The organism is Pseudomonas oryzihabitans NBRC 102199 (assembly GCF_000730625.1).
Classification (GTDB): Bacteria; Pseudomonadota; Gammaproteobacteria; order Pseudomonadales; family Pseudomonadaceae; genus Chryseomonas; species Chryseomonas oryzihabitans.
Map to the genome: position 1 here is coordinate 1 of NZ_BBIT01000024.1, position 22,998 is coordinate 22,998.

Below are 22,998 nucleotides of genomic sequence, written 5' to 3' on the forward strand. Positions count from 1 at the left end.
TTTTCAGAAAGGCCAAAAAAAGAAAGGGGCTGCTCGCGCAGCCCCTTTCTTATAGCCCTCTCGATGCCGCTAGGCACGGCCGATACGGCGATTGCGCCAGAGGGTGGTGAAGGGTCCGGAGACCGCATAGGCCAGGAAGCCCAGCAGCAGGACGCGCGGCGGGTCGGTAAAGACCACGGCGAAGACCAGCACGGCGATCAGGATGACCACGAAGGGGACGCGTCCTTTCAGGCCCAGGGTCTTGAAGCTCCAGTACTTGAAGTTGCTGACCATGAGCATGCCGGCTGCAGCGACCATCAGGGCGACCAGCAGCGACAGCTTGGAGCCCTGGATGCCGAAGTCACTGAAGCACCAGACGGTACCGGCCACCAGGGCCGCCGCGGAAGGACTGGCCAGGCCGATGAAGTAGCGCTTGTCCACCGAGCCGATCTGGGTGTTGAAGCGGGCCAGACGCAAGGCGGCGCCGGCCACATAGATGAAAGCAACGGCCCAGCCGACATTACCCAGACCACTCAGGGCCCACTGGAAGGCCAGGATCGCCGGTGCGACGCCGAAGGCGACCATGTCGGAGAGCGAGTCGTACTGCTCGCCGAAGGCGCTCTGGGTATTGGTCATGCGGGCGACGCGACCATCCAGGCCATCGAGCACCATGGCGATGAAGATGGCGGCGGCCGCGGCCGAGAAGCCGGCGGAGGCGATGTCGTATTGCCCCTGGATGAAGGCGGTCTGAGCCGCGACACCCTTGATGATCGAATAGAGGCCGGCAAAGAGCGCCGCGGTGGTGAAGAGGTTGGGTAGCAGGTACACGCCACGGCGTCTGATTTTGCGCCCCTGGGCGTCCTGCGTCTCCTCGATGTGTTCATCCACGGGGATGAGGCCGTCGGTGGCTGTGTTGGACGGGGTTTCTTCGGGACGCTCGCTCATGGATTTTCCTTGGGCATTACCTGACGGATTGGACTGACCTCTTGAGGATAGGGTTCAGCCTAACCTCCCATGCTAAGGCATTGCCGGGGTCGTGGGCAGTGCAATAAAAAACGCGGCCGAGGCCGCGTCCTTTACCGCTCGTTACAGGGCTGGCGCCCTGTCCGATCAGTTCTTGGTCTTGTCGACGATCTTGTTCGACGCGATCCAGGGCATCATCGCCCGCAGCTTCTCGCCGACCTGCTCGATCGGGTGAGCCGCGTTGTTGCGACGGTAGGCGGTCATGGAAGCGTAGTTGGACGCGCCCTCGGCCACGAACATCTTGGCGTATTCGCCGTTCTGGATGCGCTTGAGCGCATTCTTCATGGCTGCGCGCGACTCGGCGTTGATGACCTCGGGGCCGGTCACGTACTCGCCGTACTCGGCGTTGTTGGAGATCGAGTAGTTCATGTTGGCGATACCGCCTTCGTACATGAGGTCGACGATCAGCTTGAGTTCGTGCAGGCACTCGAAGTAGGCCATTTCCGGCGCGTAGCCGGCTTCGACCAGGGTTTCGAAACCGGCCTTGACCAGCTCGACCGCACCACCGCACAGCACGGCCTGCTCGCCGAACAGGTCGGTTTCGGTCTCGTCCTTGAAGGTGGTTTCGATGATGCCGGTACGGCCGCCGCCGACGCCGCAGGCGTAGGACAGGGCGACGTTCTTGGCATTGCCGGAAGCGTCCTGGTGGACGGCGACCAGATCAGGGATGCCGCCGCCCTTGACGAACTCGGAGCGCACGGTGTGACCCGGGGCCTTGGGAGCGATCATGATGACGTCCAGGTCAGCGCGGGGCACGACCTGGTTGTAGTGGATGGCGAAACCGTGGGCGAAGGCCAGGGTGGCGCCCTGCTTCAGGTTCGGCTCGATCTCGTCCTTGTACAGCTTGGACTGGAATTCGTCGGGGGTCAGGATCATGACCACGTCGGCGGAGGCGACAGCGTCCTTGACCGGCTTGACGGTCAGGCCATGGGCTTCGGCCTTGGCCACGGTGGCCGAGCCACTGCGCAGACCGACGACGACGTCGACGCCGGAGTCCTTCAGGTTGCAGGCGTGGGCGTGGCCCTGGGAGCCGTAGCCGATGATGGCGACCTTCTTGCCCTGGATGATGGAAAGGTCACAGTCTTTGTCGTAGTAAACGCGCATTGCAGGTTCTCCTGGAAAAGGGGGTATCAGATGCTCAGGGCTTTGTCGCCACGGGAAATTCCGGTCACGCCGCTACGCACCACCTCGAGGATGGACGCGGCGCCGATCGCCTGGATGAAGCTGTCGATCTTCTCGCTGGTGCCCGCCAGCTGAATGGTATACACGCTGCTGCCGACATCGACGATCTGGCCGCGAAAGATATCGGTGGTGCGCTTGACCTCGGCGCGCTGGGCGCCGGTGGCCTTGACCTTGATCAGCAGGAGTTCGCGCTCGATGTGGGCACTCTCGGACAGGTTGACCAGTTTCACCACCTCGATGAGCTTGTTGAGGTTCTTGGTGATCTGCTCGACCGTCTCTTCCTGGCCGATGGTGGTCAGGGTCAGGCGCGACAGGGTCGGGTCCTCGGTCGCGGCGACCGTGAGGCTTTCGATGTTGTAGTTGCGCTGGGAAAACAGGCCGACCACGCGGGACAGGGCGCCGGGCTCGTTTTCCAGCAGCAGGGAGATGATGTGTCTCATGTTCAGGTCCGCTCCGTCTTGCTCAGCCACATGTCGCGCATCGCGCCATCCTTGATCTGCATCGGGTAGACGTGTTCGGTGTTGTCCACGGCGATGTCGAGGAAGACCAGGCGATTCTTCATGGCGAAGGCCTCAGCCATCATCGGCTTGAGGTCTTCCAGACGCTCGATGCGCATGCCGACGTGGCCATAGGCCTCGGCCAGCTTGACGAAGTCCGGCAGGGATTCCATGTAGGAGTGGGAGTAGCGGCTGCTGTACTGCATGTCCTGCCACTGGCGGACCATGCCCAGGGCACCGTTGTTGAGGCAGACGATCTTCACCGGCAGGTCGTACTGCATGCAGGTGGAGAGCTCCTGGATGTTCATCTGCACGCTGCCTTCACCGGTGACGCAGGCGACGTCGGCGTCCGGGAAGTTGAGCTTGACGCCCATGGCCGCCGGGAAGCCGAAGCCCATGGTGCCGAGGCCGCCGGAGTTGATCCAGCGATTGGGCTTGTCGTAGCGGTAGTACTGGGCAGCGAACATCTGGTGCTGACCCACGTCGGAGGTGATGTAGGCATCGCCCGCGGTGACGTCGTACAGGGTCTCGATGACGGTCTGCGGCTTGATGATGCTGCCGTCGCCCTTGTCGTAGGGGAACATCTCGCGACCGCCGCGCCATTCCTCGATCTGCTTCCACCAGGCGGCCTGGTTTTCGGCACGGGGCTTCTCGCTCAGTTCGCGGACCACGGCGACCATCTCGGCGAGGACGCTGTCGACCGGACCGACGATGGGCACGTCGGCCTTGATGGTCTTGGAGATCGAGGCCGGGTCGATGTCGACGTGAATGATCTTGGCGTTCGGGCAGAAGCGCGTGGCACCGTTGATGACGCGGTCATCGAAGCGCGCACCCACGGCGAGGATGACGTCGCTGTGGTGCATGGCCAGGTTGGCCTGGTAGCTGCCGTGCATGCCGAGCATGCCGAGGAACTGGCGATCGCTGCCCGGGTAGGCGCCCAGACCCATCAGGGTATTGGTGACCGGCAGGTTGAGCAGGCGCGCCAGCTCGGTGAGGGCCGCGGAGGCACCGCCGAGGATGACGCCACCACCGGCATAGAGGATGGGGCGCTTGGCCGCCACCAGCATCTCGACGGCCTTGCGGATCTGCCCGGAATGACCGCGCTGAGCCGGATTGTAGGAGCGCAGCTTGATCTTCTTCGGATAGACGTATTCGTATTTCTTGGTCGGATCGCCCATGTCCTTGGGGATGTCGACCACCACCGGACCAGGACGCCCGGACTCGGCGAGGTAGAAGGCCTTCTTGAGGACTTCGGGGATCTCGGAGGGGTGCTTGATGATGAAGCTGTGCTTCACGATCGGCCGGGAGATGCCGACCATGTCGGTTTCCTGGAAGGCGTCGGTGCCCACCATGTTGCTCGGCACCTGGCCGGACAGGACCACCATGGGGATGGAGTCCATGTAGGCGGTGGCGATGCCGGTGATGGCATTGGTCGCGCCGGGGCCGGAGGTCACCAGGACCACGCCGGCCTTGCCGGTGGCGCGGGCATAGCCGTCGGCCATGTGGGTGGCGGCCTGCTCGTGACGAACCAGGATGTGGTTGAGCGCCGGTTCCTTGAACAGGGCGTCGTAGATGTGCAGCAGGGCACCGCCCGGGTACCCGTAGATGTGTTTCACGCCCTCGTCGCGCAAGAAGCGGACGACCATCTCAGCGCCAGTTAATAGCTCCACGTATCACCTCATTCCACGCATGGCGAGCGCCCATCGGTGGACGCTCAAGGTTCGGTTGACTGCAAGGCAGAGCATGGGCGACGGTGGTCACCGACGATTCAGCTGCCTAGAAAGCCTTGTTGGAAGATTCCGATGAATGCTGGAGCTTCCACCCGACGCGAGGTAACGCGGTGCAGGGTATTTGACTGTGGCGGCGCGGGTAGGCACCTCATGGTCTGCCGAGCAGTCAGCTTTGGGCCGACTCGCTACAGCGAACTTTGGATTGTTCGCATTCGACCCGTGCAAGTCAAGCCGAAAGGTGCAACCGGGCGCAATCGGTCGTCGGCGATCAGTCGTGATGAAAAGGTCGACGTCTCCTCTTATAGTGAAGTCCTGTCCTCTCCCCTTCCAGGATTCCCATGCGCTCGATCTTCTGGCTTTCCGCCCTGGCTTTCGCCTGCAGCCTGTCCGCCCAGGCCGCGCAGGTCTACAAGTGGACCGATGACAAGGGTGTCACCCACTTCAGTGCCCAGCCGCCCGAGGGCCAGAAGGCCAACGAGGTGGACGTGAAGACGGCGCCGCAGATCAATGGCAGTGGCACTGCACCCACCTACAAGATGCCCAACGGTGCCCAGCAGCCATCGGTGTCCAATGATGCCCAGCAGCAGGAACTGGATCGCCGGGTGAAGGCGCAGGTGCGCGAGGAGCAGAACAAGCTCAAGGAGCAGTGCGATCAGGCGCGCCAGAATCTGGCGCAACTGCGCAACAATCCGCGCATCCTGGTGCAGTCCGGGCGGGGCGAGACGCGGCGGCTGAGTGAAGAGGAACGTCAGCAGCGGCTGGCCGAGACCCAGCTGTCCATCGAGCAGAACTGCGGCAAGTAACTCAGGCGCTTTCGATGATGCGGTCGAATTCGGCCAGGGACGCAAGCAGGTGCAGGACGGGGTCGAGATTGCCCTGGTAGACCATCTCGGCCATCGGCCGGATGCCCGAGCGCGCCGGCAGGGCCGCATCGCTCTCGATGATCAGCTTCATCCGCGGCACGAAGATCCACTGCAGCCACTGGGCGAAACTCAGGGTATCAACGCAGAAGGGCTCCTGGCTGGCCAGGGCTTCTGCGCTGGGCGCCTGCGCCGACCACCAGCCGAGCAGGCGCAATTCACGCTCGATCTGCAGCAGCTGATCGGCCAGGGCGGGCAGGCGCTCGTCCATCAGGTACCCACCTGCGCCTTCTGCCGGGCCAGGGCGGCGCCGGAGGCATCGCCCTGGGCCTCGCGGGCCTGGGCGATCAGTTGCCAGAGACTGGCCTGCAGGGCCGGGCGGCCATTGGCGTAGGTCAGGGCGCGCCGGGCCAGTTGCTCGCCCTGGGCCGGATCGTTCTGCGCCAGGCGCACCTGGGCCAGGCGATAGAGCACCTGGGGCTCGCGCGGGGCGATGCGCTGGGCGCGTTCCAGGCTCGAGGAGGCGCCGTTGAGATCGCCGCCGCTCTGCTGTTGCTGGGCGGTGGTCAGCAGGGCCAGCACCGGACCGTCGAGTTGTTCGTCGGCAGCCAGGCCACCACCACTGGAATTGCTGGTGGCGGGAATGCCGGTCGGCGCCGTACTGGCAGCCGCGGAGCCGCCCGGGGTGGCGGGCGGATAGACCGGCTGCGAATAGCTCGGCTGCACCGGCGCCTGGGCAGGCGGTGCGCTGGGGCTGGACGAGGTGATCAGCGGCGCCGAGGCCGCCGGTGCGGCATAGGTTTCCAGCGGCGCGGAGCTACCGCCCGGCACCATGACGGTCACCCCGGAATCGGCCGGCGCGCTGGGCGCGGCGGCCACGGGGGCCTGACGTTGCGCCGGCAGGGGCCGGTTGTTGCCCTGGCGATAGAGTTCGCCGTTGGACACCGGACCGCCGGAATCGACCACGGGGATGGCGCCACGCTGCGGCGCGGCGCAACCGGCGAGGAGAACACCGGCGATCATCACCGGCCAGACTGCTTTCGTCACCTTGGGACCTCTCAATTCAACCAACCCTTGACCCAATCCATGACCGGATTGCCGCCGTTGCCGTTGCCGCCGGCGGCGGGTGCGGCCGGCGCGCCACAGGAGGCGCCCGGTGGCGGCTCACTGCCGCGAATATAAGGCATCTGCACGGCGTTGGGACACGAGGGATCCGTGCCGCGCCCGGTGGTGGCATCGACCCAGGCCTGGGTGATGTTGTCCGGCACCGGCATGTCCAGGGAGACCGGATCGGCGCGACGCATGAAGTTGCTCCAGACCTGCAGGGCGCCGGTGGCACCTGTCAGGGGCGTCTTGCCGTTGTCGTCGCGACCCAGCCAGACCACCGCCAGCAGATCCTGGCTGAAGCCGGAGAACCAGCTGTCGCGGGAATCGTTGGTGGTGCCGGTCTTGCCCGCCAGGTTCACGCTGGTGGGGATCTGGTTGTAGACCGAGCGCCCGGTGCCTTCGCGCATGACGCGCTGCATGGCGTACTGCACCAGGTAGATGGCGCCGGTATCGAAGCGCTGCTCGATCTGGAAGGGATAGCGCTTGAGCGGCTCGCCATTGGCGTCGAGCACGCTGCGGATGCTGCGCAGCGGCGTGTTGAAGCCACCGTTGGCCAGCGTCTGGTACATGGTCGCCACTTCCATGGGCGTCAGGGCACCGGCGCCGAGCAGGGTCGCCGGATAGGGCGGCAGGGCGCGACTCACGCCCAGGCGCGCGACGGTCTTGAGCACCTCGGGGACCCCGAGGTCCAGGCCCAGGCGCGCGGTGGACAGGTTGTAGGAATGCGCCAGCCCCTGATAGAGGAAGATGGTGCCGTGCGCCTTGTGCTCGTAGTTCTGCGGCCGCCAGACCTGGCCATCGGCGCCCTTCACCGAGAAGGGCTCGTCCTGGATCAGGGTGGTCAGGGTGTACTTGCTGGGGCGCTCGAGGGCGGTGAGATAGACCGCCGGCTTGATCAGCGAGCCGACCTGGCGCACCGCGTCGAGGGCGCGGTTGTAGCCGGCGAAGCGTGGATCGCGGCCACCCAGCAGCGCCTGGACCTCACCGGTTTCCGGATTGGTCACCACCATGGCCGACTCGACGTTTTCCGCACCCTTGCGGCCGTCGATGCGCTTCATGGTCTCGCCCATGGCGGCTTCGGCCTTGGTCTGCAGGATGGGGTCGAAGCTGGTGAAGATGCGCAGCCCTTCTTCGGTGAGGTCTTCGTCGCGGTAGTCCTGCTTGAGCTGGCGCTTGACCAGGTCGACGAAGGCCGGGAAGGAACTGTTGGTCAGGCTGCCGGCCTTGGTGATGCCCAGCGGCCGAGCCTTGGCCGCTTCCGCCTCGGTGGCGCTGACCACTCCCTGCTCGGCCATGAGGTCGAGCACCAGGTTGCGGCGGGTCATGGCGCGCTCGGGGTAACGGCGCGGGTTGTAGTAGGACGGGCCCTTCACCAGACCGACCAGCAGGGCGACCTGGTGCAGTTTCAGCTCGCTGAAGGGCTGGCCGAAGAAGTACTGGGCGGCCAGACCGAAGCCGTGGATGGCGCGCGAGCCGTCCTGACCGAGGAACACCTCGTTGAGGTAGGCCTCGAGGATCTCCTGCTTGCTGTAGTGCAGCTCCAGCAGCAGCGCCATCAGGGCTTCGGTGCCCTTGCGGGTGATGCTGCGCTCGTTGGTGAGGTAGAAGTTCTTGACCAGCTGCTGGGTCAGGGTGCTGCCACCCTGACGCACCTGGCCGCTGGTGGCGTTGACCCAGACCGCCCGGGCGATGGACTTGGGCGAGACGCCGTGGTGATGCCAGAACTCGCGGTCCTCGACGGCCACCAGGCCATCGACCAGGTGCGGCGGCGCCTGGTCGAGCTTGATGAGGATGCGATCCTCGTTATGTGCCGGATAGATGCCGCCGATCATCAGCGGTTCCAGGCGGGCCACGGCCAGATTGCTGCCATCCAGGGCGCTGACGCCGGAGACGGTGCCGCCGGCGAAGCGCACGCGGATCGCCCGCGCCGGCTCGACGCCTTCGTAGAACTGGAAGCCGCGGGTGTTCAGCTCGACCGTGGAGGCGCCCACGGAGACGCTGCCGGGGCCGTCCACGGTTTTCTCGCGGCGATAGCCGAGGGCATCGAGTTCGGTGAGGAAGTCGTCACGGCTGAGCTTGACGCCATTGAACAATTCCAGCGGCCGGGCATAGACCTTGGCCGGAATGGTCCAGCGCTTGCCGGAGAATTTTTCCTGGACCACGGCATCCAGATAGATGCATACGCCAGCCAGGGCTACCAGCGCGACCAGACCAAGCTTGACTGCCCAGCCGGACAGGCGGCGCCAGTCAAAGGTCTTGCGCTTGCGGGAACGAGAGGATCGGGGTCGCTTCATGGCGGCGCATTATACGCACTTGCCCGGTGGCCGACAGCGGCCTGCCAGCGCTTCGTCAGCTGGGGTTCAAGGACGCCCCTTCCCGGTGTCGCGGCTTGCGTGGACCGCCCTGGCAGCGATAATGCCGCCATCCATTCCCTACAAGGACCGCCCGTGAGCCAGCTCCTGATTTCCGCCCTGCAGAACCCGGCGCTCTATCCCCATCCCACCTCGGCGTTCCGGGTCATCGAAACCCATATTTCCTGGGTCGTGCTGACTGGCGAGGTCGCCTACAAGATCAAGAAGCCGGTGAATTTCGGTTTCCTCGACTTCACCGACCTGGAGGCCCGTGGCCACTTCTGCCGCGAGGAGCTGCGCCTCAACCAGCGCCTGACCCGCGATCTCTACCAGGACGTGGTGGCCATCACCGGCAGCGAAAGCGCTCCCGAGCTGGGCGGCAGCGGTCCGGTGATCGAATACGCCCTGCGCATGCGCGAATTCCCCCAGAGCCAGCTGCTCAGCGAGGTGCAGCAGCGCGGCGAGCTGACCGAGGCGCACATCGACGCCCTGGCTGCACAGATCGCCCGCTTCCACCTGGCCGCACCCCAGGTAGGGACCGAGCATCCGCTGTGCACCCCGGACGCCGCCATGGCGCCGGTGCGGCAGAATTTCGAGCAGATCCGCGCCATGCTCGGCGAAGCGGCCGATCTCCGACAGCTCGACCAGCTGGAAGCCTGGGCCGAAGCCAGCTACGCGCGCCTGCTGCCGCTGTTCGAGGCGCGTTGCCGTGACGGCTTCATCCGCGAATGCCATGGCGACATCCACCTGGCCAACGCCACCCTGCTCGACGGCGAGGTGGTGCTGTTCGACTGCATCGAATTCAACGAGCCCTTCCGCCTGACCGACACCATGGGCGATGCCGGCTTCCTGGCCATGGACCTGGAAGACCGCGGCCTCAAGACCCTGAGCAACAGATTCGTCAATGCCTACTTCGAGGCCACCGGCGACTACAGCGGCCTCGCCCTGCTCGACTTCTACAAGGCCTATCGCGCCATGGTGCGCGCCAAGATCGCCCTCTTCCGCCTCGGCCAGGCCGAGGAGCCGGCGCTGCGGGCCGAGATCCTTGCCAGTTATCGCAGCTACACGGCCCTGGCCGAAGGCTATACCCAGGTGCCCCAGCCCTTCGCGGCGGTGATGCACGGGGTGTCGGGGATCGGCAAGAGCACCGTGGCCCTGGCCCTGGTCGAGGCGCTCGGCGCCATTCGCCTGAGATCCGATGTCGAGCGCCAGCGCCTCTATGCCGACAGCGACGAGGCCACCCGCTACAGCGCCGCAGCCGGCGAAGCTACCTATGCGCGCCTGCACGAGATCGGCGCCCAGGTACTGGCGGCCGGTTATCCGCTGGTACTCGACGCCACCTACCTCAAGCAGGCCCAGCGCGCCGCGGCCCAGGCCCTGGCCGAAGCCCAGGCCGCGCCCCTGCTGATCATCGACTGCCAGGCGGACGACGAACTCATCGCCCGCTGGCTGCAGGAGCGCCAGGCCGAGGGGACCGATCCTTCCGAAGCCACCCTCGCGGTGGTGGCAGCCCAGCGCCAGGCCCAGGATCCGCTCGAACCCGCCGAGCAGGATCGGGCGCTGGTGGTGGAGCTGGGTCGCGCCGGACAGCTGGAGGCCCTGCCGGCTCGCCTGCTGCGCCGCCTGGGTCGCGCCCCGGCCTGACCACGACCTCCTGGGGGGCAGAACAAGCGTTCCGTCACAGCTCGTGGAGTTGTGGATTTACGGTCGCCGACGAGCGGCTTATCGTGCGACCCACGTCACAACCTCTGCGTAACAAGAAGGAATTGGCACCATGTACCTCATCGGCGATCAGCCTCCCTATGTCGATCAGTTGCGTCAGGCGCTGCAGGCCATTCCGGCGCGACTGGTCAGTGGTGTGGCGCCGAGTCGGCAGCCCCTGCAGCTGAGTCCTGCCGCCCTGCTACAGGACTGGATGCGCAATGACGAGGTCTATCTGATCCAGCGTGGCCCGCTGCGGGTGGTCCTGGATCAGCGGGCGCTGTTCCAGCTCGGCGAGGGCGACCTGATCGGCCTGGGGCGCACCCTGGATCTGCCGATCCTCAATTACGAGAGCGAGGCCGACGTGCGGGTGCTGCCCTACGACCGCGAGACCTTTCTCGCGGCGGCCACCGCCACGCCGGTCCAGCGCGATGCCCTGCTGAGGTACATGCTGGGTCAACAATCGCTGCTGGCCCAGGCGCTGATCCGGCTCAAGCCGCCGGTCACCCAGCCGGCCACCGGCTTTCGTCGCTATGCCGCCGGCGAGGTCATCATCCGTCAGGGCGATTCCGCCGAGCATGTCTTCGTCATCACCGAAGGCCATGCCGAGGCCTGGGTCGATGGCTGCAAGGTCGGCGAGGTCTGCCAGGACGAGATCGTCGGCGCCCTGGCGGTGTTCACCCATACGCCTCGTACCGCCAGCGTCATCGCCAAGACCGTCTGCACCGTGCTGGTGATCCCCCAGGATCAGTTCGTTTCCCTGATGGAGACCACCCCGCGCATCGCCCACAGTCTGATCGAAAACATGGCGCGCCATATCGACACCCTGAACAAGGAGGTCACCCGCCTGCGCGGTGCCCAAGAGCGACCTTCCAGCGGTAATTAAGAAATATTCTCGAATACGCTTGACGATGGAATGAGAATTGTTATTATTCAACTCAGCCGGTCGCGAGACCGGTCGATAACTGAAGGTCCAGCAGTTGGTCTTTCGGGTTATCTCCTCATCAGGCTAATCACGGTTTTGGACCCGGCTCTGCCGGGTCTTTTTTTGCCTGAAATCTGGCGCTAGCGCCGGTCCAGCACGGGCGGTGCACGCTCTGCCAGTCGTTCCTCACCCAGGACATAGGCCGCCTGCAGCTGGGCGACGGCCCGCGCTGCGCTGGCGGTATCGCGGGCATGGACCAGGCCCAGCGGCCGATCCTGAGCCACCCGCTCGCCTGGCAAAGCCAGATCAGCCAGGCCTACGGCGGGATCCACCTCATCTTCCGGACGTTGCCGACCGCCACCCAGTTCGACCACCAGCAGACCGAGGGCGCGGGTATCGACCTGCTGCACCCAGCCCGGGCCGGCCGGATAAACGGCACGCACGACCGGGGCCCGAGGCAGATGCTGCCAGGGCCGCCCGGTCAGGTCGGACGGACCGCCCAGGGCCAGGTTCATCGCCGCGAAACGCGCCAGGGCGGCGCCGCTCTGCCAGGCCTCCAGCACCAGGCGCTCGGCCGCCATGGCATCGCTGGCGAGTCCGGCCAGTTGCAGCGCTTCCCCGGCCAACGCCTGGATCACCTGCCAGAGGCGCTCGCTGCGCACCTCGCCGGTCAGCAGGGCGATGGCCTCCTCCACCTCCAGGGCATTGCCGGCGCTGCGCGCCAGCGGCTGGCCCATGTCGGTGACCAGGGCGCGGGTCCGGACCCCGGCGGCTTCGGCGACCTCGACGATGCTGTCGGCCAGGCGCAGAGCCGCGTCGCGCTCGGCCATGAAGGCGCCGCCGCCGGTCTTGACGTCCATGACTAGCACGTCCAGGCCGGCGGCCAGTTTCTTGGCCAGGATGGAGGCAGTGATCAGGTCCACCGATTCCACCGTGGCGGTGACATCGCGGATGGCATAGAGGCGGCGATCGGCCGGGGCCAGATCGGCGTCCGGACCGACGATGGCGCACCCCACCTCGGCCACCACCTGGCGAAAGCGCGCCAGGCCAGGCCGGATGCAATAGCCGGGGATGCTCTCCAGCTTGTCCAGGGTGCCGCCGGTGTGGCCCAGGCCGCGCCCGGAGATCATCGGCACGTGGCAGCCACAGGCGGCGAGCAGCGGCGCCAGTACCAGGCTGGTGAGATCGCCCACGCCGCCGGTGGAATGCTTGTCCACCACCGGCCCCGGCAGCTCCCAGTGCAGCACCTGGCCGCTGTCGCGCATGGCCAGGGTCAGGGCGGTGCGCTCGGCGGCGGTCATGCCGCGCAGCAGGGTGGCCATGGCGAAGGCGGCGATCTGGCCTTCGCTAAGGCTGTCGTCGACGATGCCGCGGACCAGTCGCTGGAGATCCGCAGCCGTGAGTTCCAGGCCATCGCGCTTCTGGCGGATCACCTCCTGGGCAAGCCACATGGGCGGACTCCTTAGAAGTCGTCGAAGGCGCCGGGCAGCAGCTCGGCCAGGGTCCAGGTGCGGGTACGGCCGGGTTCGCTGCCGCTGCAGACGATGGTCGCGTCGGGCGCCATCAGCTCCAGCAGCACCTGGCGACAGGCACCACAGGGACTGATCAGGGGAACGCCCGGCGCATGGATGGCCATGGCGGTGAAGCTGCGCGGCGGCAGGCCCCGGCTGATGGCGGCGAACAGGGCGCTGCGCTCGGCGCAGTTGGTCAGGCCATAGGAGATGTTTTCCACGTTGCAGCCATGGATGACTTCGCCCTCGGCGGTCAGCAGGGCGGCGCCCACGGGAAATTCCGAATGCGGACAGTAGGCGCGCTCGGCCGCAGCGACCGCTTGCGGAAGCAGTGCGGCCAGGTGCGCAGGCAGGTTGGTGCTCATGACAGTCTCCAGATCAGAATTGATAACCCACCCCCGCATAGTAGCCCCAGCCGTTGGAGCGGCCCTCGAAATCGCCCTCGCCAAAGTTCAGCTCGGTGCCGTCGCGCCAGTTGCCGCCATTGTGGAAATGCCGCGCAGCGAACATGAAGCGCAGGTGGGTGAAGGCATAGAGCAGCACGTTGGTGGACACGGTGGCATTGGCCGTACGTCCCGGCTCGTCGCCCAGCTTCGAGCCGAAATCGAAGTTGGTGAAGCCGACATAGGTCAGGGAAGCGCCGTTGTCGAACTTGGCCAGCGGCCAGATGTACTTGAGCTGGGCCCGATAGCCGTCCCAGGAATTCTCGTTGGCGGCGCCATAGTTTTCCCACTGGCGGCGGCCGTAGAGGTTGGCGGACAGCAGCACCGGGGTATGGGTCTCGATATCGGTACCGAAGCCGGCGTAGAGGGTGTTCTGTCGACTGGCCCGGCTGCTGCCGTGGTCATAGATCCAGTCGAAGGCCAGGTACCACTCCTTGAACGGCCCGAAGGCCAGCGAGCGACCACTGAGCTGATCGATGGAGATACGCGGTTCGTGCTCCATGAACAGGGGCGAGCCGCGGTCCCAGACGCCGGAGTCATGGCTGTTGCCGATGCCCAGTACCCTGGGCACGTCGATGTAGCCATAGAGTTCGAAGGGCCCCTTGCGGCCGAAGTACTCGTACTCCAGATAGACGTCGTCCACGGGCTGCGGGCCGAAGCTGATGTCCTTGCTGCCGATCAGGGTCAGATCCTGGTTGTACCAGGACGACAGATAGGGCGAGCGACTGTCCGTCTGTTGCGCGGCGGGACTGGCGGTCTCGCCCTGGGCGCTGTCAGTGGCGACGGCGGGAGCGGCCAACAGCTGGGCGCTGCAGCAGAACAGGAGCGGTAGCGCGCCGAAGCGCACGCGACGGAGGCGGGAAAACGTCATGAGGAGGGTTCCTGAGCGAAAGCCTTGAGAAGCCGCGGACAACCCGTGGCGGCGAAGCAGGCGCACGCCACGGTCATCCGCTGTTACGTTTTGGCGCACCCAGGCCAGCGGTGCACCATAAAGTGGACCGGATGGTCCAATCGACATCGAGCTAGAGGCCGATGAAGAAGCCGGCCAGGGCCGCGCTCATCAGGTTGGCCAGGGTGCCGCCGAGCATGGCGCGCAGGCCCAGCTGAGCCAGTTCGTGACGCCGCTGGGGCGCGATGCCGCCCAGGCCGCCGAGCTGGATGGCGATGGAAGAGAGATTGGCGAAGCCGCAGAGGGCGAAGGTGACGATGACCTGGGTATGCGCCGAGAGCGGCTGGACGCCCGCCGCTGCCGACTTGACCGGGTCCAGATAGGTCGAGAGGTCGGCATAGGCGACGAATTCGTTGAGCACCAGCTTCTGACCGATGAAGCCACCGGCCTGTACCGCCTCGTTCCAGGGCACCCCGATAAGGAAGGCCACCGGCGCCAGCAGATAGCCCAGCACCAGCTGCATGCTCAGTTGCGGCACGCCGAACCAGGCGCCGCACCAGCCGAGGATGCCGTTGAGCAGGGCGATCAGGGCGATGAAGGCCAGCAGCATGGCACCGACCGCCAGGGCGATGCGCAGCCCGACCTGGGCGCCTTCGGCGGCTGCGTCTATGACGTTGGCCGGGCGCTCCTCCCCTTCCCCCAGGGTCTTCATGGCCTGGTCGCGCGGCTGTTCGGTCTCCGGCTCCATCAGCTTGGCCATCAGCAGTCCGCCCGGAGCGGCCATGAAGCTGGCGGCGATCAGGTACTTGAGTTCCACGCCCATGCCGGCGTAGCCCAGCAGCACCGAACCGGCCACCGCGGCGAAACCGCCAACCATGATGGCGAACAGCTCAGAGCGGGTGAGATCGGCGATGAAGGGCCGCACCACCAGCGGCATTTCCGACTGGCCGAGAAACAGGGTCGCGGTGACCGTGGTGGATTCCACCCGACTGGTGCCGAGCAGGGCGTGCAGCGCGCCGCCCACCAGGCGGATGATCCAGCCCATGATGCCCAGGTAGTAGAGCACCGCGATCAGGCTGCCGAAGAAGACGATCAGGGGCAGCACCCGCACGGCGAAGACGAAGCCACCGTTACCGAAGTACTCGAACATCTTCGGTCCGGCGAGACCGCCGAAGAGAAACTCGATGCCCTTGTCGGCATAGAGCTGCAGCGAAGAGACGGCGCCGGAGACGCTGCCAAGCACCTGCTGGCCCCAGGGAATGTAGAGGACGAACAGGCCGAGCCCCGCCTGCAACAGAAAGGCCGCGAGCACGGTACGCACGCGAATGGCGCGCCGCTGGCGGGAAAAGAGGATGGCGATGGCCACCAGCAACAGCATGCCCAACACAGAGATCATCAAGAGACTCCTGACAGGATCGCCCGATAGCGGCGATCGATGGGCGATATCCGTAAGCAAGGCGCCTGCCAGATCCTGTCCGGGCGATCAGCTTTTTGTGACTGCCTGGTCAGCGAGGCGCAGCGGTCGGTCCAGCTGCAGGCCCGCGGGCGAGAGCCGTGCCCCATAAGCCAGCACCTGCACACCCTGGCGACGGGCTTCGCCCAGGGCCAGGGCATAGGCGGCATCGATTTCCGCGGCCGGGCGTACCGCCTCGATGCCGTCGAGCAAGACGCAATAAAGCAGCACGGCCCGCTCACCGGCCGCGGCCAGGGCCGCCAGCTCGCGCAGATGACGGGCCCCACGGGTGGTCACGGCGTCGGGAAAGGCAGCGATCGCGGTGTCGGCAAAGCCCAGGGTGACGCTCTTGACCTCCAGGTACAGCGGCCCCGCGGGATACTCCAGGCGGAAATCGGCGCGACTGTTCTCCAGCCCGTACGCCACCTCCCGGCGCAGGGCGGTGAAGCCGGCCAGCTCGGGAATGCCACCGGCCAGCAAGGCCTCCTCCACCAGGCGATTGGCACGGGCGGTATTGATGCAGGCCAGCCGGCCGTGATCCGTCTCGACCAACTCCCAGGTGCCGGGCAGCTTGCGCTTGGGACCATTGGCGCGGCTGAACCAGACGCGGGCGCCCGCCGGCTGGCAGTGGAGCATGGAGCCGGTATTGGGGCAGTGCAGGGTCAGCACCTCGCCGCTGGCGGTCTCGATGTCGGCGAGAAATCGCTTGTAGCGGCGCAGCAGGCGACCCTCTTCCAAGGGCGGCTCGAATCTCACCGGGCGCTCCAGCGCTGCAATCCCTGGGCGATGCGGGCGACGGCCTCTTCCAGGCGCGGCAGCGACTGGGTGTAGGCGAAGCGCACATGGGTGTCGGCGCGGTGGCGCCCGAAATCCAGGCCGGGGGTGATGGCGACGTGCTCGGTCTCCAGCAGGAACTGGCAGAAGGCATAGGCGTCGCCGCCAAAGGCGGCGATGTCGGCATAGAGGTAGAAGGCGCCCTGGGGCTCGACGGCGATCTCAAAGCCCAGGTTGCGCAACGCCGGCAACAGGTAGTCGCGACGGCGGGCGAATTCGGCGCGACGCTCCTCGAAGATGGCCATGGCCTCGGGGGTGAAACAGGCCAGGGCCGCCTGCTGGGCCACGGTGGAGGCACTGATGTAGAGATTCTGCGCCAGCTTCTCCAGCTCCGGCACCGCGGCGCGCGGCGCCACCAGCCAGCCGAGGCGCCAGCCGGTCATGCCGAAATACTTGGAGAAGCTGTTGAGCACGAAGGCCGAGTCGTCCACCTCCAGCACGCTGGGGGCGTCCAGGCCGTAGGTCAGGCCGTGGTAGATCTCGTCCACCACCAGGTGACCACCGCGCGCCCTTAGGGCGGCCGACAGCCCGGCGAGTTCGTCGCGATCCAGCAGGGTGCCGGTCGGATTGGCCGGCGAGGCCACCAGGGCGCCGACGCTGTCCGCCTGCCAGTGCCGCGCGACCAGCTCGGGGGTGAGCTGGTAGCGGGTCTCGGCGCCGACCGGGATCAGCTGGGCCGCGCCTTCCACCAGGCGCAGGAAGTGTCTATTGCAGGGATAGCCGGGATCGGCCAGCAACCAGTGACGCCCGGGATCCACCAGCAGGGCGCTGGCCAGCAGCAGGGCACCCGAACCGCCGGGGGTGATCAGCACCCGTTCCGGATCCAGGTCGACGCCGTAGCGCTCGCCATAGAAGGCGGCGATGGCGCGGCGCAACTCCGGCAGGCCGCGGGCCGCGGTGTAGCGGGTCTGACCGGCCGCCAGCGCGGCCTGGCCGGCCGCGACCACCGGGGCGGCGGTGGTGAAATCGGGCTCGCCGATCTCCAGGTGGATGACGTCATGCCCGGCGGCCTGGAGCTGGTTGGCGCGCTCCAGCAGGGCCATCACATGGAAGGGCTCGATGGCCTGGCTGCGCGCGCTGTAGGAATTGGACATGGAGGGGGTCCGAACTTGTGGCGAAGGCGGGATTCTAACCAAGGCTTCGCAGACCGGCATCCGCCGCGTCGGCAAGGAGCGGGAGGCCAGTAGTAGCGCCCCCTGGAAGCTTCTGGTAAGTTCGCCGGCTTGCATCCGCAGGGCGACTGGCCAGTCGAGAACATATTCAGCCTGGCGTCGGCATTGCGCGGGACGCCATCGGCAGCCACAGACCCCGGGCGTTCCAACATGGAGAGGCCTGGAAACGCATCCAGCCTGTGGACAGGATCAGCGAAAGTGAGAGGGTCAATCATGCCCAGCGAAGCAAATCAGCAGAACAATCATCTGGCCCGTGGCTACGAACCCTACCAGCCTGCCAAGGGTGAGGAATACATGAGTGAGCGCATGCGCGCCCACTTCACCGGCATTCTGAACAAGTGGAAGCAGGAACTGCGCGAAGAAGTCGATCGCACCGTGCACCACATGAAGGAAGAAGCGGCCAACTTCGCCGACCCGGCCGACCGCGCGACCCAGGAAGAGGAATTCAGCCTGGAACTGCGTGCCCGCGACCGCGAGCGCAAGCTGATCAAGAAGATCGACGAGACGCTGCAGCTGATCGAAGACAACGAATATGGCTGGTGCGACTCCTGCGGCGTGGAAATCGGTATCCGTCGCCTGGAAGCCCGTCCGACCGCCAGCCTGTGCATCGACTGCAAGACCCTGGCCGAGATCCGCGAGAAGCAGACCGGGACCTGAGTCCTGCTGCCTCACCGACGAGGGCGCTACGGCGCCCTTTGTTCTTTCCAGACTTCGGATTTTCCGGCATTCACAGGATGAGCTATGTCCAGGCGCCCCTATGTCGGCCGTTTCGCCCCCACGCCCAGCGGCTATCTGCACTTCGGCTCGCTGGTTGCCGCCCTCGCTTCCTACCTGGATGCCCGCGCCGCGGGCGGGCAGTGGCTGGTGCGCATGGAAGACCTGGACCCCCCGCGCGAGGTCCCCGGCGCTCAGGCGGCCATCCTCACCACTCTGGAGGCCTACGGCTTCGAATGGGACGGCCCGGTGCTGCGCCAGAGCGAGCGCCTGGACGCCTATCGCGCGGTCATCGCGCAGTGGCTGGCCAGCGGCCTGGCCTATGCCTGCGACTGCTCGCGCAAGCAGCTCGAAGGCAGTGGCGGCCTCTACCCCGGATACTGCCGCAATTGCGGCCTGCCGGCGACGGACGCCGCCATCCGCATCCGTGTCCCTGAGCTGGACTACCGCTTCGTCGACCGGGTGCAGGGCGAATTCCGCCAGCACCTGGGCCGCGAGGTGGGCGACTTCGTCATCCAGCGCCGCGACGGCCTGATCGCCTACCAGTTGGCGGTGGTGATGGACGATGCCCTGCAGGGCATGACCGACGTGGTGCGGGGCGCCGACCTGCTGGACTCGACGCCCCGCCAGCTCTATCTGCAGGAATTGCTCGGTCATCCGGCGCCGGGCTATCTGCACGTGCCACTGCTGATCCAGCCCGATGGCCACAAGCTGGGCAAGAGCTACCGCTCGCCGCCGCTGCCACCCGAGCAGGCCGGCGCCCTGCTGGTGCGCGCCCTGCGCACCCTGGGCCAGCCGACGCATGCGGAGCTGGCCCGGGAAACCCCGGCCAGGGTGCTGGCCTGGGGCGTCGCCCACTGGGATGCCGCGCTGATCCCGCGGGTGCCGCACCTGGCCGAAGCCCGATTACCGGACTAGTAGTTGGGCCAGAGGCCGGGCGTGGCCAGTTCCAGCAGATGTCCGTCCGGATCGCGGAAATACAGGCTGATCGCGCCACGCGGCCAGCGGGTGCGTTCTTCGATGGCGACCCCGGCAGCCACCAGGTGTGCGGCCCAGGCTTCCAGTTCATCCGCCGCGACGGCCAGGGCCAGGTGCTGACAGCCCTGGGCGCCATGGGGCGGAATGCAGCCGCCCGGCAGCCTGACGGGCTGTTCGGTAGTGCCCCGCTGGAACAGCAACAGGACGCTGGCGCCCACCGCATAGGCGGCCAGGCGCTCGTCGGCGAACATCGGCGTGAGCCCCAGCAGCTCTTCATAGAAGCGCCGGGCCCGGGGCAGATCGGCGACATAGAGCGCGGTTTCCAGCACGGCGGCGAGACGGGGCCTGGTCATCGACGAACTCCGGCGGGGAAAGAAGCCTTCACGGTAGAGGCCTCCCTCTCCGGGGTACAGCGCTTTTGCATTACCATGGCGCCATCGCCGTTCGGGAACCGCGCATGTACATCTACCGGCTGGTCCTGCTCCTCGTGGTAGGCATCTATCTGTTCTCCCCCGCCATCATGGATTGGTGGATCGCTCCCAGCGGCGCCTGGTATCGCCCCTACCTGCTGTGGCTCATCCTCATCGTGGTGACCTTTATCCTGCAGAGCCAGCGCGATGCCGACGAGCTTTAGTCTGTCCCAACTGGTGCTGATCAGCGCCGGTTACCTGCTGATCTTCTTTGGCGTCGCCTGGATGACCGAGAAGGGCTGGGTGCCGCGCCGGCTGGTGCGCCATCCGCTGATCTACACCCTGTCGCTGGGCGTCTACGCCAGCGCCTGGGCCTTCTATGGCACCGTGGGCCTGGCCTACGACTACGGCTACGGCTTTCTCGCCTACTACCTGGGCCTGTGCGGCGCCTTCCTGCTGGCGCCGGTGCTGCTCTATCCCATCCTGCGCCTGACCCGTGCCTACCAGCTGGCGTCCCTGGCCGATCTTTTCGCCTTCCGTTTCCGCAGCACCTGGGCCGGCGCCCTCACCAGCCTGGGCATGCTGATCGCCGTGCTGCCGCTGCTGGCGCTGCAGATCCAGGCGGTGGCCACCAGCACCGGCATCCTGGTGCAGGCCCGCGCCCAGGACGCCCCGGCGCTGGGCTTCTGCCTGCTGATCACCCTGTTCGCCATGCTCTTCGGCGCACGCCAGATCAATTCCAAGGAGCGCCATGAAGGCCTGGTGGTGGCCATCGCCTTCGAGTCCCTGGTCAAGTTGCTGGCCCTGGGCATCGTCGGCGGCGTCACCCTCTATAGCGTGTTCGGCGGACCCAACGGCCTGGAGACCTGGCTGCAGCAGAACCAGAGCGCCCTCTCCACCCTGCACACCCCGCTGCAGGAAGGTCCCTGGCGGATCCTGCTGCTGGTGTTCTTTGCCGCGGCCATCGTCACCCCGCACATGTACCACATGGCCTTCACCGAGAATCTCAGTCCCCAGGCGCTGGTCAGTGCCAGCTGGGGCCTGCCGCTGTTCCTGCTGCTGATCAGCCTGGCGGTGCCGCCGATTCTCTGGGGTGGCCTGGCGCTGGGTTCGCCGACGCCGCCGGAGTACTTCACCCTGGGCGTGGGCCTGGCGCTGGACAATCCGCTGCTGGCGCTGGTGGCCTTCGTCGGCGGGCTGTCGGCGGCCAGCGGCCTGATCATCGTGGTGACCATGGCGCTGTCGGGCATGCTGCTCAACCACATCGTGCTGCCGCTCTACCAGTCGCCCACCGACGGCAACATCTATCGCTGGCTGCGCATGACCCGGCGCATGCTGATCGCCGCCATCATCCTCGGCAGCTATGGCTTCTATCGCCTGCTGCAGGGCCATGGCGATCTCTCCAGCCTGGGCATCGTCTCCTTTGTCGCCACCGTGCAATTCCTGCCCGGCGCGCTGTCGGTGCTCTACTGGCAGACGGCCAATCGCAAGGGCTTCATCGCCGGCCTGCTGTGCGGCCTGGGCCTGTGGTTCCTGAGCATGCTCATGCCGCTGGTGGCCGACATCAATCCGCTGCACATCGGCGTCTTCAGCTATCGCATCAGCGCCAGCAACTGGCACCTCGCCGCCGTGGCCTCGCTGACCGTCAACGTGCTGGTGTTCGCCCTGGTCTCGCTCTTCACCGAGGCCAGCGAAGAAGAGAAGAGCGCCGCCGAGGCCTGCGCCGTGGACAACGTCCGCCGTCCGCAGCGCCGCGAACTGGCGGCCAGCTCGCCCCAGGACTTCGCCGCCCAGCTGGCCAAGCCGCTGGGCGCCAAGACCGCGCAGAAGGAAGTCGAGCGCGCCCTGGCCGATCTGCTGCTGCCCTATGACGAACGCCGCCCCTATGCCCTGCGCCGGTTGCGCGATCGCATCGAGGCCAACCTCTCCGGCCTGATGGGTCCGCGGGTCGCCCAGGACATCGTCGAGACCTTTCTGCCGTTCAAGGCGGAAAGCGAGGCCTATGCCACCGAAGACATCCACTTCATCGAGAATCGCCTGGAAGACTACCAGTCGCGCCTGACCGGCCTGGCCGCCGAGCTGGACGCCCTGCGCCGCTATCACCGCCAGACCCTGCAGGAGTTGCCCATGGGCGTCTGCTCCCTGGCGCGTGACCGCGAGATCCTCATGTGGAACCGCGCCATGGAAGAACTCACCGGCATCGACGGCGCCCGGGTGGTGGGTTCGCGCCTGAGCGCCTTGCCCGATCCCTGGCAGGACCTGTTCGAGCGCTTTCTCGCCGAACCGGCGCAACAGCACCTCTACAAGCAGCGGCTGCCCCAGGAACACGAGCAGCGCTGGCTCAACCTGCACAAGGCGACCATCGACGAACCCTTGGCGGTGGGCAGCAACGGCACGGTGCTGGTGGTGGAAGACATCAGCGAGACCCAGCTGCTGGAAGACCGCCTGATCCACTCCGAGCGCCTGGCCTCCATCGGCCGGCTGGCCGCGGGCGTCGCCCACGAGATCGGCAATCCGGTCACCGGCATCGCCTGCCTGGCGCAGAACCTGCGCGAGGAGCGCGAGGCGGACGAAGAGATCGACGAGATCAGCAGCCAGATCATCGAGCAGACCCGGCGCATCACCCGCATCGTCCAGTCGCTGATGAGTTTCGCCCATGCCGGCGGTCGCCAGCAGGCCCACGAACCGGTGTGCGTGGCCGAGGCGGCCCAGGAGGCCATCGCCCTGCTCTCCCTCAACCGCCAGAGCGTGGACGTCGACTTCTTCAATCTCTGCGATCCCGAACACCTGGTGCAGGGCGATCCCCAGCGGCTGGTGCAGGTGATGATCAACCTGCTGTCCAACGCCCGGGACGCCTCGCCACCCGGTGCGCCGATCCGGGTGCGCAGCGAGGCCCAGGGCCAGACCGTGACCCTGAGCGTCGAGGACGAGGGCAGCGGCATTCCCAAGGCCATCGTCAGCCGGCTGTTCGAACCCTTCTTCACCACCAAGGATCCGGGCAAGGGGACGGGGCTTGGCTTGGCGCTGGTCTATTCCATCGTAGAAGAGCATTATGGTCAGATAATGATCGATAGTCCTACCGACCCCGTGACCGGCCAGGGCACCCGCATCCGGGTACTGCTGCCGCGCTATCTCGGGTTGCCGGAGGCGCCGTGACGGACCCATCCGCCTGCTGGATGGATCTGCTAAAGCATTCGGAAGTCCAGACGACCGCGACAAGACACGCTGCCTGGCGTGGG

21 protein-coding genes are annotated in these 22,998 nt (G+C 66.5%); 7 read left to right on the top strand and 14 right to left on the bottom strand.

Going from position 1 to position 22,998, the window contains the following annotated elements; translation table 11 throughout:
• Positions 1 to 69 precede the first annotated feature (69 nt).
• From pssA to POR01S_RS21585, 4 genes are all read right to left on the bottom strand, one after another.
• Positions 70 to 924: a CDP-diacylglycerol--serine O-phosphatidyltransferase gene (gene pssA / locus POR01S_RS21570; RefSeq protein WP_007159688.1), complete on the bottom strand. Its 855-nt coding sequence runs from the start codon at positions 922 to 924 to the stop codon at positions 70 to 72.
• 165 nt (positions 925 to 1,089) lie between these two features.
• Positions 1,090 to 2,106 (bottom strand): ketol-acid reductoisomerase, encoded by a 1,017-nt coding sequence (gene ilvC, locus POR01S_RS21575; RefSeq protein WP_007159689.1) that lies wholly within the window; start codon positions 2,104 to 2,106, stop codon positions 1,090 to 1,092.
• Between the two features lie 26 nt (positions 2,107 to 2,132).
• On the bottom strand, positions 2,133 to 2,624 hold the full coding sequence (ilvN, locus tag POR01S_RS21580; RefSeq protein ID WP_007159690.1) for an acetolactate synthase small subunit: 492 nt from the start codon (positions 2,622 to 2,624) through the stop codon (positions 2,133 to 2,135).
• A gap of 2 nt (positions 2,625 to 2,626) precedes the next feature.
• Complete coding sequence (locus tag POR01S_RS21585) at positions 2,627 to 4,351, bottom strand: acetolactate synthase 3 large subunit (protein ID WP_027597553.1); 1,725 nt, start codon at positions 4,349 to 4,351, stop codon at positions 2,627 to 2,629.
• Positions 4,352 to 4,749: 398 nt separating this feature from the next.
• On the opposite strand from POR01S_RS21585, the gene POR01S_RS21590 reads away from it, so the two are divergent.
• Positions 4,750 to 5,214, top strand: a complete 465-nt coding sequence (locus POR01S_RS21590; RefSeq protein ID WP_007159692.1) for a DUF4124 domain-containing protein — start codon at positions 4,750 to 4,752, stop codon at positions 5,212 to 5,214.
• A gap of 1 nt (position 5,215) precedes the next feature.
• On the opposite strand, the gene POR01S_RS21595 is transcribed toward POR01S_RS21590, so the two are convergent.
• The 3 genes from POR01S_RS21595 to mrcB are packed head-to-tail and all read right to left on the bottom strand — an operon-like array spanning position 5,216 to position 8,672.
• A complete protein-coding gene (locus POR01S_RS21595; RefSeq protein ID WP_042138285.1) occupies positions 5,216 to 5,542 on the bottom strand; it encodes a YqcC family protein in 327 nt (108 codons plus the stop codon).
• Positions 5,542 to 6,294 carry a tetratricopeptide repeat protein gene (locus tag POR01S_RS21600; RefSeq protein ID WP_037007511.1) on the bottom strand — a complete coding sequence of 251 codons (753 nt, stop codon included), beginning with the start codon at positions 6,292 to 6,294 and terminating at the stop codon, positions 5,542 to 5,544. The genes POR01S_RS21595 and POR01S_RS21600 overlap by 1 nt, the downstream gene beginning before the upstream one ends.
• Positions 6,295 to 6,329: 35 nt before the next feature.
• A complete protein-coding gene (mrcB, locus tag POR01S_RS21605) occupies positions 6,330 to 8,672 on the bottom strand; it encodes a penicillin-binding protein 1B (protein WP_027597550.1) in 2,343 nt (780 codons plus the stop codon).
• Between the two features lie 153 nt (positions 8,673 to 8,825).
• Between mrcB and POR01S_RS21610 the strand changes: the two genes are divergently transcribed.
• Positions 8,826 to 10,373: a bifunctional aminoglycoside phosphotransferase/ATP-binding protein gene (locus tag POR01S_RS21610; protein ID WP_042138288.1), complete on the top strand. Its 1,548-nt coding sequence runs from the start codon at positions 8,826 to 8,828 to the stop codon at positions 10,371 to 10,373.
• Positions 10,374 to 10,503: 130 nt separating this feature from the next.
• Positions 10,504 to 11,316, top strand: a complete 813-nt coding sequence (locus POR01S_RS21615; RefSeq protein WP_027597548.1) for a cyclic nucleotide-binding domain-containing protein — start codon at positions 10,504 to 10,506, stop codon at positions 11,314 to 11,316.
• Positions 11,317 to 11,495: 179 nt separating this feature from the next.
• On the opposite strand, the gene deoA is transcribed toward POR01S_RS21615, so the two are convergent.
• The 6 genes from deoA to POR01S_RS21645 all read right to left on the bottom strand — a co-directional run bounded on the left by deoA (position 11,496) and on the right by POR01S_RS21645 (position 17,579).
• The gene (deoA, locus tag POR01S_RS21620; RefSeq protein ID WP_042138289.1) at positions 11,496 to 12,806 is read right to left on the bottom strand and encodes a thymidine phosphorylase; all 1,311 of its coding nucleotides are present in this window, start codon (positions 12,804 to 12,806) and stop codon (positions 11,496 to 11,498) included.
• 11 nt (positions 12,807 to 12,817) lie between these two features.
• A complete protein-coding gene (locus tag POR01S_RS21625; RefSeq protein ID WP_007159699.1) occupies positions 12,818 to 13,231 on the bottom strand; it encodes a cytidine deaminase in 414 nt (137 codons plus the stop codon).
• A 13-nt stretch (positions 13,232 to 13,244) separates the two neighbouring features.
• Positions 13,245 to 14,180 carry a nucleoside-specific channel-forming protein Tsx gene (locus POR01S_RS21630; protein WP_042138292.1) on the bottom strand — a complete coding sequence of 312 codons (936 nt, stop codon included), beginning with the start codon at positions 14,178 to 14,180 and terminating at the stop codon, positions 13,245 to 13,247.
• A 151-nt stretch (positions 14,181 to 14,331) separates the two neighbouring features.
• Positions 14,332 to 15,594, bottom strand: coding sequence for a NupC/NupG family nucleoside CNT transporter (locus POR01S_RS21635; RefSeq protein ID WP_007159701.1), 1,263 nt, complete (start codon positions 15,592 to 15,594; stop codon positions 14,332 to 14,334).
• A gap of 87 nt (positions 15,595 to 15,681) precedes the next feature.
• Entirely contained in the window at positions 15,682 to 16,407 is a 726-nt protein-coding gene (gene sfsA, locus POR01S_RS21640; RefSeq protein WP_042138294.1) for a DNA/RNA nuclease SfsA, read from the bottom strand.
• Entirely contained in the window at positions 16,404 to 17,579 is a 1,176-nt protein-coding gene (locus POR01S_RS21645; RefSeq protein WP_042138296.1) for a pyridoxal phosphate-dependent aminotransferase, read from the bottom strand. The genes sfsA and POR01S_RS21645 overlap by 4 nt, the downstream gene beginning before the upstream one ends.
• Positions 17,580 to 17,870: 291 nt before the next feature.
• Between POR01S_RS21645 and dksA the strand changes: the two genes are divergently transcribed.
• Both dksA and gluQRS read left to right on the top strand, forming a co-directional pair.
• Entirely contained in the window at positions 17,871 to 18,314 is a 444-nt protein-coding gene (gene dksA / locus POR01S_RS21650) for an RNA polymerase-binding protein DksA (RefSeq protein WP_007159704.1), read from the top strand.
• An 84-nt stretch (positions 18,315 to 18,398) separates the two neighbouring features.
• Positions 18,399 to 19,289: a tRNA glutamyl-Q(34) synthetase GluQRS gene (gene gluQRS, locus POR01S_RS21655; protein ID WP_042138298.1), complete on the top strand. Its 891-nt coding sequence runs from the start codon at positions 18,399 to 18,401 to the stop codon at positions 19,287 to 19,289.
• On the opposite strand, the gene POR01S_RS21660 is transcribed toward gluQRS, so the two are convergent.
• Complete coding sequence (locus tag POR01S_RS21660) at positions 19,286 to 19,702, bottom strand: VOC family protein (protein ID WP_027597541.1); 417 nt, start codon at positions 19,700 to 19,702, stop codon at positions 19,286 to 19,288. The two genes, gluQRS and POR01S_RS21660, sit on opposite strands and share 4 nt — an antisense overlap.
• 104 nt (positions 19,703 to 19,806) lie before the next feature.
• Between POR01S_RS21660 and POR01S_RS23750 the strand changes: the two genes are divergently transcribed.
• Together POR01S_RS23750 and POR01S_RS21670 are read left to right on the top strand one after the other, a co-directional pair.
• Complete coding sequence (locus POR01S_RS23750) at positions 19,807 to 19,983, top strand: hypothetical protein (protein ID WP_007159707.1); 177 nt, start codon at positions 19,807 to 19,809, stop codon at positions 19,981 to 19,983.
• Positions 19,967 to 22,915, top strand: coding sequence for a sensor histidine kinase (locus tag POR01S_RS21670; RefSeq protein WP_042138300.1), 2,949 nt, complete (start codon positions 19,967 to 19,969; stop codon positions 22,913 to 22,915). Before POR01S_RS23750 ends, POR01S_RS21670 begins: the two co-directional genes overlap by 17 nt.
• The last annotated feature ends 83 nt before the right edge of the window (positions 22,916 to 22,998 follow it).

Excerpts from the sequence above, each read along its gene's own strand:
- deoA (WP_042138289.1), bottom strand. The coding sequence starts at position 12,806 with ATGTGGCTTGCCCAGGAGGTGATCCGCCAGAAGCGCGATGGCCTGGAA.
- POR01S_RS21660 (WP_027597541.1), bottom strand. The coding sequence starts at position 19,702 with ATGACCAGGCCCCGTCTCGCCGCCGTGCTGGAAACCGCGCTCTATGTC.
- POR01S_RS21595 (WP_042138285.1), bottom strand. The coding sequence starts at position 5,542 with ATGGACGAGCGCCTGCCCGCCCTGGCCGATCAGCTGCTGCAGATCGAG.
- POR01S_RS21670 (WP_042138300.1), top strand. The coding sequence starts at position 19,967 with ATGCCGACGAGCTTTAGTCTGTCCCAACTGGTGCTGATCAGCGCCGGT.
- ilvN (WP_007159690.1), bottom strand. The coding sequence starts at position 2,624 with ATGAGACACATCATCTCCCTGCTGCTGGAAAACGAGCCCGGCGCCCTG.
- mrcB (WP_027597550.1), bottom strand. The coding sequence starts at position 8,672 with ATGAAGCGACCCCGATCCTCTCGTTCCCGCAAGCGCAAGACCTTTGAC.
- POR01S_RS21645 (WP_042138296.1), bottom strand. The coding sequence starts at position 17,579 with ATGTCCAATTCCTACAGCGCGCGCAGCCAGGCCATCGAGCCCTTCCAT.
- ilvC (WP_007159689.1), bottom strand. The coding sequence starts at position 2,106 with ATGCGCGTTTACTACGACAAAGACTGTGACCTTTCCATCATCCAGGGC.
- POR01S_RS21635 (WP_007159701.1), bottom strand. The coding sequence starts at position 15,594 with ATGATCTCTGTGTTGGGCATGCTGTTGCTGGTGGCCATCGCCATCCTC.
- pssA (WP_007159688.1), bottom strand. The coding sequence starts at position 924 with ATGAGCGAGCGTCCCGAAGAAACCCCGTCCAACACAGCCACCGACGGC.
- POR01S_RS21590 (WP_007159692.1), top strand. The coding sequence starts at position 4,750 with ATGCGCTCGATCTTCTGGCTTTCCGCCCTGGCTTTCGCCTGCAGCCTG.
- POR01S_RS23750 (WP_007159707.1), top strand. The coding sequence starts at position 19,807 with ATGTACATCTACCGGCTGGTCCTGCTCCTCGTGGTAGGCATCTATCTG.
- POR01S_RS21630 (WP_042138292.1), bottom strand. The coding sequence starts at position 14,180 with ATGACGTTTTCCCGCCTCCGTCGCGTGCGCTTCGGCGCGCTACCGCTC.
- POR01S_RS21615 (WP_027597548.1), top strand. The coding sequence starts at position 10,504 with ATGTACCTCATCGGCGATCAGCCTCCCTATGTCGATCAGTTGCGTCAG.
- POR01S_RS21625 (WP_007159699.1), bottom strand. The coding sequence starts at position 13,231 with ATGAGCACCAACCTGCCTGCGCACCTGGCCGCACTGCTTCCGCAAGCG.
- POR01S_RS21600 (WP_037007511.1), bottom strand. The coding sequence starts at position 6,294 with ATGATCGCCGGTGTTCTCCTCGCCGGTTGCGCCGCGCCGCAGCGTGGC.
- gluQRS (WP_042138298.1), top strand. The coding sequence starts at position 18,399 with ATGTCCAGGCGCCCCTATGTCGGCCGTTTCGCCCCCACGCCCAGCGGC.
- dksA (WP_007159704.1), top strand. The coding sequence starts at position 17,871 with ATGCCCAGCGAAGCAAATCAGCAGAACAATCATCTGGCCCGTGGCTAC.